The 10,791-nt window shown below is 72.4% G+C and carries 11 protein-coding genes and 1 pseudogene; 4 read left to right on the forward strand and 8 right to left on the reverse strand.

Annotation, left to right across the window (positions count from 1 at the left end):
• From VIU94_RS13480 to VIU94_RS13500, 5 genes are all read right to left on the reverse strand, one after another.
• The coding region (locus VIU94_RS13480) for a hypothetical protein (RefSeq protein ID WP_331911054.1) at positions 1 to 348 on the reverse strand (348 nt) is incomplete at its 3' end.
• A gap of 34 nt (positions 349 to 382) precedes the next feature.
• Entirely contained in the window at positions 383 to 2,275 is a 1,893-nt protein-coding gene (locus tag VIU94_RS13485; RefSeq protein WP_331911056.1) for a hypothetical protein, read from the reverse strand.
• Between the two features lie 15 nt (positions 2,276 to 2,290).
• On the reverse strand, positions 2,291 to 3,046 hold the full coding sequence (locus VIU94_RS13490) for a polysaccharide deacetylase family protein (protein WP_331911070.1): 756 nt from the start codon (positions 3,044 to 3,046) through the stop codon (positions 2,291 to 2,293).
• 83 nt (positions 3,047 to 3,129) lie between these two features.
• Positions 3,130 to 4,365, reverse strand: coding sequence for a glycosyltransferase family 2 protein (locus VIU94_RS13495; RefSeq protein ID WP_331911072.1), 1,236 nt, complete (start codon positions 4,363 to 4,365; stop codon positions 3,130 to 3,132).
• A 53-nt stretch (positions 4,366 to 4,418) separates the two neighbouring features.
• A complete protein-coding gene (locus VIU94_RS13500) occupies positions 4,419 to 5,510 on the reverse strand; it encodes a GNAT family N-acetyltransferase (RefSeq protein ID WP_331911058.1) in 1,092 nt (363 codons plus the stop codon).
• An 869-nt stretch (positions 5,511 to 6,379) separates the two neighbouring features.
• Between VIU94_RS13500 and VIU94_RS13505 the strand changes: the two genes are divergently transcribed.
• The 4 genes from VIU94_RS13505 to VIU94_RS13520 all read left to right on the forward strand — a co-directional run bounded on the left by VIU94_RS13505 (position 6,380) and on the right by VIU94_RS13520 (position 9,039).
• Positions 6,380 to 6,637, forward strand: a complete 258-nt coding sequence (locus VIU94_RS13505; protein ID WP_331911074.1) for a hypothetical protein — start codon at positions 6,380 to 6,382, stop codon at positions 6,635 to 6,637.
• Positions 6,612 to 7,145: a DUF6879 family protein gene (locus VIU94_RS13510; RefSeq protein ID WP_331911060.1), complete on the forward strand. Its 534-nt coding sequence runs from the start codon at positions 6,612 to 6,614 to the stop codon at positions 7,143 to 7,145. The genes VIU94_RS13505 and VIU94_RS13510 overlap by 26 nt, the downstream gene beginning before the upstream one ends.
• A gap of 22 nt (positions 7,146 to 7,167) precedes the next feature.
• Positions 7,168 to 8,019 carry a helix-turn-helix domain-containing protein gene (locus VIU94_RS13515; RefSeq protein ID WP_331911062.1) on the forward strand — a complete coding sequence of 284 codons (852 nt, stop codon included), beginning with the start codon at positions 7,168 to 7,170 and terminating at the stop codon, positions 8,017 to 8,019.
• A 252-nt stretch (positions 8,020 to 8,271) separates the two neighbouring features.
• Entirely contained in the window at positions 8,272 to 9,039 is a 768-nt protein-coding gene (locus VIU94_RS13520) for a helix-turn-helix domain-containing protein (RefSeq protein WP_331911064.1), read from the forward strand.
• An 18-nt stretch (positions 9,040 to 9,057) separates the two neighbouring features.
• Here VIU94_RS13520 and VIU94_RS13525 read toward each other — a convergent pair whose 3' ends face one another.
• The 3 genes and pseudogenes from VIU94_RS13525 to VIU94_RS13535 form a co-directional block, all read right to left on the reverse strand.
• Positions 9,058 to 9,924 (reverse strand): GyrI-like domain-containing protein, encoded by an 867-nt coding sequence (locus VIU94_RS13525; RefSeq protein WP_331911066.1) that lies wholly within the window; start codon positions 9,922 to 9,924, stop codon positions 9,058 to 9,060.
• 78 nt (positions 9,925 to 10,002) lie between these two features.
• A complete protein-coding gene (locus VIU94_RS13530) occupies positions 10,003 to 10,572 on the reverse strand; it encodes a maltokinase N-terminal cap-like domain-containing protein (protein WP_331911068.1) in 570 nt (189 codons plus the stop codon).
• 59 nt (positions 10,573 to 10,631) lie between these two features.
• Positions 10,632 to 10,791 (reverse strand): annotated as a pseudogene (locus VIU94_RS13535) (imidazolonepropionase); the annotation flags it as partial.

Raw genomic sequence — 10,791 nt, forward strand, 5'->3', positions numbered from 1 at the left:
GACGCCGGGCAGCGCGGCCGCCGCCGTGGCGAACGCGGCCAGCGAAGCCAGGAACGCGGTCGTCGAGAAGCCCTCGACCAGGAACAGCGAGGTCGCGGTGAGCGCGGCCAGCGACAGGCTGACCGGCGCGGCGAGCGCCAGCGCCTCAAGGCGGGCCCCGGGGCGCAGCCCGGGCGGCTGCGGGTGCAGCAGCGCGAGCCCGGGGCCGAAGGTCACGAAGGCGAGGACGGGTATCCAGCGCAGCGGGGAGCCGCCGGGCAGCGCGGTCGCGCCGAGCGCCAGCCATCCGGAGGCGGCGAGGCCCAGTCTGAGCCCGAGCGGCGTCGAGAGTGCGGACGGGGCGGCCATGACGACCTCCTGGTCGGAGCGGCGGAAGTACCGGTCACTTGGGGGGCGGGCGGTACGCGAGGACGAGTCCGTGCTCGCTCTCCTCCACCACCCGGAACAGCGGCGAGCGCTTCAGGTCGGCGCGCAGGGTCGAGAAGCTGCCCGGCGGCAGATAGCCCTCGCCGATGACCGCCTTCTCCTGCGTGGGCGTGAGGATCACGTACGCGGGGCGGCCCTCGGGGATGCCGGCGGCCAGATACCGGGCCGGGTCCTTGAGCATCTTCAGGTTCTCCGGGACGTCCTGCTCGGTGAAGAACCAGCGCTCGTAGTGGTCGTAGCGGTAGTACGCGCCGGGGAACGAGCCGGTCGTCGCGAGGATCAGCGCGCCGTCCGGGGCCCGGTCGTAGGCCCGTTTGGTCAGCTCGACCTCGGCGGGCGGGGCGTAGTGCATGCCCTCCTTGCCGTAGTACGAGGGCAGGAAGCCGGCCAGCAGGGCGGCGAGCGCGAGCGGCAGGGCGACCGCGGCGGTCCGGCGGGAGATCTTCGCGGTGCGACCGGCCGCGCCGGCGGCCGGGACCAGGGCTGCGGCGGCGAAGAACGCGGTGCCGGGCAGCCCGAACAGATAGACGCGGAAGAGCATTTCGCCGCCGTAGTCGTTCACCGCGAACATGGGCACCGGCGCGGCGGCGGCCAGCAGCAGCGGCAGCGCGCTGCGCACCAGCTTGCGGCGGAGCAGTACGGCGGTCCCGGCGAGCGCGGCGAGGGCCAGCACCATCGCGATGTTGGCCGTCCCGACGAGCTCCGGGCCGGGGCCGGTGGGCTCGCCCGCGTACCCGGCGCGGGAGTTGGACAGCAGGTCGCCGGCGGAGTCCTTGAGCGTGGCGAGGGTGTCCAGGAACAGGACCCGGCCCATCGTCAGGTCCCAGACCAGCATGATCAGGCCGGTGACCGCGAGCAGCCCGATGTTGCGGTAGCGGCGGGTGAGGCAGAGCGCGAAGAGCGTCGCGCACAGCATGACCGGGGTGAGCTGGTGCGAGGCGTTGATCGTGGCGATCAGCGGGGCGACGATCAGGATGCAGACGGCCCGCTGCCGGACGGTGGTCGGCGGCGGCACGGCGGCCGCGGCCGGGTCGAGCAGGGTGCGGTCACGCAGCCGGCCGGCCGAGCCGGGCCGGACGAAGTGCCGGACGACGACGGCGAAGACGGTCAGGAAGAGCAGATACGCGAAGCCCTGCGGGGAGAGGTAGTCCTGGCCGACCCAGTTCGCCAACTGGAAGATCCACACCGCGGTCCAGACGAGCCGCCAGTCGTCGGTGAAGGTGCGGTAGATCAGCAGCAGCACGGGCAGCGTCAGCACGCCGAGCGCGACCGGGGCCCAGTTGACGAACGAGGCCGCGCCCTCGACGCCGAACGCCCGGACGAGCGCCGCGTTCAGCGAGAAGAACCCCGGCCACTGATCGTAGGCGGACATACCGCCGGACAGCTCGGCGGTCGGGTGGACGGTGCCCTCGGCGAGCAGCCGGCTGATCACGGCGTCGTGCTTGGAGGCCCAGGCGTAGCGGACGGAGTCGTACAGGATCGCGGGCGGGGCCTTGAGCGCGACGAGCATCGCGACGCTGTACGTCGCCGGCCACAGCGGCGCGGTCCCGGCGCGCCGCAGGGTGACCAGGAAACCGCAGGTCAGCAGGGCGAGCGCGGCGTAGAACGCGGGCGGGAAGCGGTCGAGCAGCCCGTAGTCGCCGATGTCCCGGAAGGGGATGCGAGGCAGCGCGTACACCCACAGGCCGGCGGCGGCGAGCAGCGGCAGGAGGCTGAGAACGGTCTGCGCCGAAGGGGTTCCGTCCGGGCGGTCCGGTCTTCTGGGCGGCTGCTGCTGCTCCCGCCGGGCGGCGGGCCGGGGCGGCGGCACGCCGCTCCCGGTGACCGGTGCGGGCACACGTTGCTGCACGGCGGCTCTCCCCTCCTATCCGGCGAACTCGGGTCCGCGGAGCGCGGCGCGCGCCCGGCGGTACAGCCGCCAGCCGACGGTCGGCAGCGAGTCCGGGTACGGCGCGGCCTTCGCGCCGCCGCCCGCCATCCACGCCTCGACGTCGGCGACGGTGTGCGTGCGGCGCACGATGAGCCGGGCGATCCGGTACGCCTCGTCCCGCTCCGAGCTGAGCGCGTGCCGCACGGCGGCCGCGGACCGGTAGCCGGCGTCGAGCGCGGCCCGGCGCACGGCGCGGCTGTTGTAGCCGTGCGGGTAGGCGAGGTGAACGACCTCGTGCCCGAGGACGTCCTCCAACGCGGCCTTGGACTCGCGCAGTTCGCGGCGTACGGCGGCGGCCGGCAGCGTGTCCAGCTGCGGGTGGGTGACGGTGTGGCCGCCGACCTCCATGCCGTACTGCTCCAGGAGCGGCGCCTGGCCGAGCAGCATCATCGGGGCGGGCGGCAGCAGGCTGGCCCGGCCGGGGGTGATCGCCCCGGTGGTCAGATACGCGGTGGCGGGCAGGTCGCGGGAGGCGAGCGCCTCGGCGGTGGGCCCGGGCAGGTCGGCGAAGCCGTCGTCGAAGGTGAGGACGACCGGGCGGGGCGGCAGCGCGGCGCGGCCGGCGAGGTGGTCGACGAGCGTGCCGATCCGGACCGGCGTACGGCCGCTGTCCACGATCGCGTCGAGCTGCGCGCCGAACTCCTTGGGCGTGACGGTGAATTCGGCGATCCAGTCCGGCGGGTCCTCCATGACGGCGTGGTAGAGGAGGACGGGGATGCGGATGGGGACGGGGATGCGGATGTGGACGGGGATGCCGATGCGGGCGGGCGCGTTCATCTCATGCCCCCGCTCTTGCGACGGAGGTCGAGGCGGGCTTTCGCGTACCCGAGCGGCCCGTAGAGCATGCCGCGCCGCTCCAGCCGGGAGAGGCTGCGGGGCCAGGGATGGGTGGAGACGCCGTGCTCGCCGGGGACGCTCTGTCCCGTGTCCCCGCGCTGGGCGGTCATCGCGCGGGCATGGGCGAGGCCGCGCGGCAGCCGGGCGAGGAGCGCGGGCAGCAGCGCGGGGCGGCGGACGAGGGCGGCGGTGAGGTACGCGGTGAGGCCGGCGCCGTAGCCGTACGCCTGGCTCCGCAGGTCCTGCCAGGTCTCGCGGTGGTGGTGCCAGACGAGGGCGTCCGGGGTGTAGCGCAGCCGGTACCCGGCGGTGAGGACGGCGACGAAGCCGTACAGGTCGTCGCCGCCCTTCGCCGAAGTGCCGGTGCCGGTGGCGGGGTCGAAGCCGCCGACGGCCCGCAGGGCGCGGGTGCGGAAGGCCATGTTGGCGCCGGAGCCGAAGCTGCCCGCGGTGAACGGGAAGAGCGGCTCGTCGGCGGGCGGCCGGCCCGGGTCGTAGGTGCGCGGCGCGAAGCCCTTGGCGAAGCCGCCGTGGGACTCGAGGAGGATCTGCGCCGGGGTGCTCAGCCGGGCGGGCAGGATCAGGCCGGTGGCGCAGCCGAGCCGCGGGTCGGCGGCGAAGGGCGCGGTGAGGGCGCTCAGCCAGTTCGGATCGGCGACGACGTCGTCGTCGGTGAACGCGACGACCGCGCCGTCAGCGGCGGCGAGCCCGGTGTTGTGGGCGACGGCGAGCCCGGGAGTGTCCTCGCGGACGTAGGTCACGCGCCCGGCATAGGCGCCGGTGACGAGCTCGTAGGTGTCCTTGGTCGTGGGTGCGTTGTCGACGACGACGATCCCGTAGTCGGGGTGGTCCTGGTCGAGGAGCGAGTCGAGGGCGCGGGGGAGCTGGTCGGCGCGCTCGCGGGTGGCGACGACGACGGTGGTGCGGGGCAGGTCGCCGATGGGCTCGGCGGCGGGCGCTTCGCAGACCCGGCCCCGGGCGAGCCCGGCGATGACGTCGGCGGGGTCGGCCCCGACGGTCACATGTGCGAGGACGGTGGCAACGGGCCGCCCGCGCAGCCGCACGAGCGCGTAGACGTCCCCGGGGACGGTGACGGCCGGGCCCCCCGGCACGGGCGCGAAGGCGAGCACGCCTCCGCCGGGCGAGTCGAGATCGAGCTGGGCGACGGACATGCTGGTGCTGTGCACAGGCGTACTTCTCACGGATCCCCCCGAGTGTGTGCGCGTCAGCGGTGGCCGCGGGCGCGGGCGAGGCGGTTGAGGGCCTCGCGGCCGTAGCCGGCGAGCCGGGGCCGGTTGCGCACGAAGGCGTGGGCCCGGCGGGACGGCTCGCGGGAGAGCCAGTACAGCCCGGCGCGCACGCCGGGGCGGACGACGGAGCCCTCGTACACGGTGAGTTCACCGGTCTTGAGCGCGTCCTTGTACTCGGCGGCCCCGCGGCCCAGGTCGAGCATCCCGATCCCGGCGGCCGCGGCGGCCTCGGCCATCCTCAGATGGAGGATGAGACCCGGCGAGAACTTGGCGAACTCCGGGTCGTAGGACGGGAACCAGCAGGACAGGACGGTCGCCGAGCGCAGCCCGAAGTGCGCGGCGATCGGCCGCTCACCCGCGTAGAGAACGGACAGCAGGCCGGAGCAGCCGGGCGTACGCAGCTCGTGGAGCCGCCGCACGAGCGCGTTGATCCACTCCTTGGCGAACCGGTCGCGACGGCCGGTCCGCCGGTACTGGGCGGACTTCCAGTCCATGAGGGTGCGCAGGGCGGCGGGATCGCGCTCGTCGAACACGAAACGCAGCTCCCCGGCCTGCCGCCCGAGCCGGCGCTCCTTGGCGAGAGTGGTCTTGAGGAACTTGGGCGACTGGACGCGCAGCACGTCCAGGTACGCCGCGTACCCCTCGCCGACGTCGATCACGGGCGAGGCGTGCGCGCCGGCGCCGCCGGAGGGCGGGAAGACGCGCTGCCCGGCCTCCAGGTTGTCGAACTCGTACGAGACGAGCCCGCAGTCCCGCAGCAGCCGCCGCGCGGACGTGGTGAGCCCGGGCCGCAGGACGGCGCCCTGGCAGTCCGACACCCCGAGACCGATGGCCCGCCCGTGCCCCAACAGCCCCTTCTCGAACGGGAAGAACCCGACGGGCTCCAGTCCCTCCCACACCACGGCCACCCGGGCCCGCGGCCGCACCTCGGCGACGGCCCGGGTGAACTCCGGTTCCATGAACGGATTGGCCGGCGAACCGGACTTGGCGCGCAGCTCCCGCCACGCCTCGATCTCCCGATCGCCCAGCTCCCCAGCCCGGACGACCTGCACACGGACAGCGCTCAACTCCGACCCCCCGGTCTTCCCCCTGAGTGCCTGCCGCTACAGGACGGTACCGGTCCAAATCCCTCCGGGACAGGGTTACTTGCGCTTTCCGTGACGGAGCGGCGAAGGGGTGTGCAGGAGGGTGATCAGTGGTGATCAGGTGACCAACGGGACACCAGCCCGTAGACCCCACTCACCGGCGCTCGCCCCGGCCGTGGCACGTGCACACGCACTGGCGCACGCGCTGCCCGCCGCCGACGGCGACCGCGAAAGGCTCACCGCCCCTGCATTCGTCGTGCCGGCCGTCGCCGCACTCCCGTGTGTGCACCGGCGTGGGGCACCGGTACGTCCCCATCCCGTAGTGGAGGATCACGCGCCGCTCGCCTCCTCGTGACGGCGGCAGACGCGCGGAAACCGCACGAGTCCGCCCATCGGACGCGGCCCGAGGTCACGAGCCGTAGCCGGCGAGAGCACGACACCGCACACGGCACAGTCCCGGCCGCGACGCTGACGATCCGTCTGGGCGACGATCGGCAACGCCTTTCCGCCATGGCACGCGCAGCCGCACTGGACCGTGAAGACGAGGTCCCCGTACGACGTCGACACCGGGCCGGGACGGCACCAGCCGTGTACGCCCTGGCGGCACTCCGGGGTCTTGGGCGGCGGGGCGGCAGTGTTCCTCATGTCGGCGCTCCTTCGCGGCGTCGGCCGCACGGCTCTGTCGTCTCTGCCGACGTTAGGAGTGCAGGAAGGAGCTCCGCCAGCAATGTGCATGGATGTGCAACTGGCTGCCCCAGCTGCCGAATGGTGCGTTCACGCTCTTGACCCAGCCTGTCTCAAGGGGCCAGCTTGGTGCACATCGACGCACCACCTTCACCTGGAAGGCAGCCATGGGCCTACAGTTCGTCGGGATCGATCCGGACACCGGGAAGAACGGCTCACCCACTGCGTGGGTGGACCCGGAGACCGCGGACATCGTGATCCAGAGCTACATCGCAGACGAGGCCACGCGAGCCGAGTGCTCGGCCAACACCGCCCCCGGGCACGCCCAGGGCATCCCCGATCACGAGACAGTGGTGCGCGTCCCCGCACGACTGATCCCCGTCCTGAGGGAGGCCTGCGATGCCGCAGAGCGTGCCCAGCTTTGACGAACTGTTCGAGGCCGCACAGCGATCTGCCGTACACCTGGAAATGCGCGACCAGTACGCCGTGGGCGACGAGGCCGACGACTTCGACACCTGGCTGTCCACCGGCCGTCGGGACGCCGATCCCGCATCGGAGTACTGGGCGCCGTGGGTCGACATGATCTCCCGCGCTGTAGCCCGCGGCGTCGTCGTGCGCCGGGCCCGCATCGTGTCCGAACCGGTCACCGACTACATCCGCTACGAGCACGCCGGGACCGTCGTCAACGTCGGCGCAGGCGAGCAGGTGCGGTGGCTGCCCCGCCGCCGGACCGTCGACCTGATGGTCCCGGGCGCCGACCTGTGGATCTTCGACGGAGCACAGGTACTGTTCAACCATTTCACCGGTGACGGCGGTTGGGCCGATCCGGACATGGAGTTGCACACTGATCCGAGCATCGTCAAGCAGTGCTCGGATGCCTTCGAGGCGATCTGGAACCGCGCAATCCCACACGACCAGTACGAGATCCACTGACAGAGAGCCCGCCGGTCAGCTCATGCCCATATCTCCGTCATCCTCCGCCCAGGCCGCGCGCGAGAACGTCGCCCGCCAACTGCGCGACTTGAGGAGGAGCGCCGGCCTGACGGTCACCGAGCTGGCCCGCGCGTGCGGGTGGCACCACGCCAAGACCTCCCGCATCGAGAACGCGCGCACCCTACCGTCACCCACCGACATCCGCCTGTGGTGCCGTGCCACCGACGCCACCGAGCAGGCGCCCGATCTGATCGCGGCGTCTCAGCACGCGGAGTCTCTGTACCGCGAGTGGCGGCAGCGCGTGCGCACGGGCCTGGCCAAGCTGCAGGACGACTACACCGAGCTGTACCGGTCGACGAACGTGCTGCGTGTGTACTCCCCGGTCCTCGTGCCGGGCCTTCTGCAGACCGAGGGCTACGCCCAGGCGCTGCTGAGCATGAACGCGCGCTTCCTCGGGGTGCCCGACGACGCCGTCGAAGCCGCGGCAGCGCGCATGCAGCGCGCCCAGGTCATCCACGAGCCCGGACACCGCTTCGTGATGGTCGTCGAGGAGGCCGTGCTCCACTACCAGCTCGGTGACGCGGAGGCGATGGCCGCACAGTTGGGCTACCTCCTGACGGCCGGGGCGCTGCCGCAGGTGTCGTTCGGCATCATCCCGACATCCACCCGCGAGCGGGTGCTCTGGCCGCAGGAGACGTTCGACGTGCACGACGACCTCCTCGTGTCCGTCGAGCTGATGTCTGCGGAGGTCAACGTCACCCAGCCCTCCGAAATCGCCCTGTACCTGAAGGCGTTCGAGCAGCTGCGCAGCATGGCTGTGTACGGGGCCGAGGCGCGGGCGCTGATCCTCAAGGCGATCGAGGCGCTGCACTGACCCCGGATTCGGGCTGACGCGACCCGGAAGGGTGCGAAGCGGGAACGCGCGACATCCCGGGAAAAGGACGGGAGTAAGAACCGCTTCCGCCCCAAACCCGACAGCTCACGCTTTCGAGTGACAATGTGGCAGAACGGCCGGTCGGCGGGGTACGGTCGCGCCAACTCGCAACTGCCATAAAAGATTTCGGCCCCCGGCGGGACTGGCATCCCGGTCGAGGGCCTGATCACCTAGGAAGAAGAGACCTTCCCGATGACTGCGACGCAGTTTAGCGTTGCCGCGCCCGCGCGGGCCGGTGTGACGCACGTACGGCACCGACACGACGAGAAGTTCATCATCGTGGGGAACCATCTCGCACAACATCCCGAGCTCTCCGCCTGTGCGATCGGCATCGGCGTGTACATCCAGTCTCTGCCCGACGGCGCTCTCGTCGGGATCAAAGCGCTGACCGCCCGCTTCCGTGAAGGCGCGCATCGGATCGCCGGGGCCCTGCGGGAGCTGGAGACGGCCGGCTATCTGAAGCGGCAGGTCGTACGGGGCGACGGGGCCAAGCTCATCACGCTGACCACCTGGTACGAGCATCCGCACCCGGTCGACCTCGTCAAACGCGCCCGCCCGGCCCGCCGGAAGACTGCCGCCCGACCGGAACCCGAAGTACCCACGCTGACCGACGAGTTGAAACCTGCGGCGTCCCTGCTCGCCGGGCTGCGGCAGGTCGAGCCCCGGCTGCTGCTCTCCGAGAGCGACGTACGGCGACTCGCCCCGGCCGTGCATACATGGCTGGAGCGAGGCGTCGCGCCGCAGGCCGTGACACGGACCCTGGCCGGCGCGCTGCCGTCAGGGACGATCCGCTGGCCCGGACGGCTGCTGGCGTTCCGGCTGCGGGAGTGGCTGCCGCCGGAGCTCCCGCCCGCGCCGCCCGGCCCTGCCTCGCCGCTGCCGATGCAGTACTGCGAGGACTGCCATCTGGCCTTCCGTGCAGCCGAGGCCGATGCCTGCCCCGGCTGCGTGCGGAAGTAGCGCCCGGCTCCGGCCCCGTCAGGCCTCCGTACGCTCCACCGGGATCCACAGCTCCGCGTCCGCCTCGGCGCCGTCCGGGGTCAGGGTGACCGAGAGGATCTCCGGGCCCGGGCGGCTGCGGTACGGGTTGGACGGGAACCACTGGGTGAAGACGTCCCGCCAGAGGTACTGGAGGGACTGCGGGAACGGGCCGGAGTTCTCGAAGACGGCCCACGCGCCGGCCGGGACGAGGAGTTCGTCCAGGTCGTCCGGGGCTGCCGCGCTCGTCACCACCCCGTGGTAGTAGTCGAGTTCGGTGCCCTCGGCCCGGCTGGGGTCGAGGTCGTCGCTCACCGCGACGATGCCCTTCGGCTCCTGGTCGGACAGGGCGGCGATGCGGGCCGTCGATTCCTTGCCGATGCCGCGGACGAACTCCGCGATGGCGTGGTTCGGGCCCTCGTGGACGAGCGGGACCCGGGCCTTCTTCCCGACGATCCTGAACTCTTCCTTCTGCACGATGCGGTATCGCATGGTGCTCCTTCCTTCGACGACGAGACGGAAGGAGATCCGCTGCTGCGAGCGCAGTGCGGCACCGGCCCGCCGGGCGTCGCCCGGACCGACGCCGTGCACGGCGCGGAACGCGCGGGCGAACGCCTCGCCCGAGCCGTAGCCGTACCGCACCGCGATGTCCAGCAACGACCGGTCCCCGGCGAGCACTTCGGCGCCCGCGACGGTGAGCCGCCGCCGACGGACGTACTCCGACAGCGGCATACCGGCCAGCGCCGAGAACATCCGGCGGAAGTGGTACTCCGACGTCGTCGCGATCCGCGCCAGCTCGGTCACCTCGATCGGTTCGCCGAGGTGCGCCTCGATGTGCTCCAGCGCCTCGTTCAACCGGTCCAGCACCGCGGTCTCCTTCCCTTGACGTCCTTCACGGTAGGAAGACCGCCCCCTGCCGGACCCGACATCCTGTGCCCGTTGCGGTCAGGCCGTCACGAAGAGGCTGCGGACCTCGGAGCCGTCCGGGAGCCGCCAGGTGGCGGTCACGTGCGCGGCGGCCGGGGCGGGCACGGCGGCCGCCGGTTCCAGTCGGCGGGTGACGGTGAGGTCCGAGAAGGTCGCCGTGGCCGCGAGCTCGGCGCCGTCGCGGTGGACAGTCGGGTCGGGGGCGTCGGAGAGGCTCTGGGCCTGCGGCACGGCCTCGTCCCGGAGCAGGGCGAGGAGCTGGGCGGCGAGGACGGGGTCGTGGACGCCGTCGTAGATCCAGCGCGTGCCGAGGACGCCGTGCTCGGAGGTGCCGATCAGCGCGTCGTCGGCGACCCCCTCGATCGGCGCAGCGCGGTACGTGAGGGGGACGAGGTACGCGGCGGAGGCGTCCGTGACCACCATGAACTCGATGCCCACCTCGCCCTCCGGGTCGTCCAGCCGGAACCCGCCGGCCTTCACCGGCTCCGGCGCGCTGCCGGTGGCCTCGTACCAAGGCTGCGCGGGCAGCCAACTCGCCAGCAGCTCAAGCTTGGTGGGGCTCATCGTGGTGCGGTGAATGATCGCCATGGGCCGATCGTACGGCGGACCGGCGGGACGCCGACGGCTGCCCGTCGTCCAGCTCGCGATCAGACCATACGAGCGCCGCGCTTCCAGACCTCCGTCACCAGGGGGACGCCCGGGCGGTAGGCCAGGTGGACGTGGGAGGGGGCGTCGAGGAGCGCGAAGTCCGCGTACGCGCCGGGTGCGAGGCGGCCGATGTCGGTACGGCGCAGGGCCGCGGCGCCG

The organism is Streptomyces sp., assembly GCF_036566765.1.
In the GTDB taxonomy this organism is placed as follows: Bacteria; Actinomycetota; Actinomycetes; order Streptomycetales; family Streptomycetaceae; genus Streptomyces.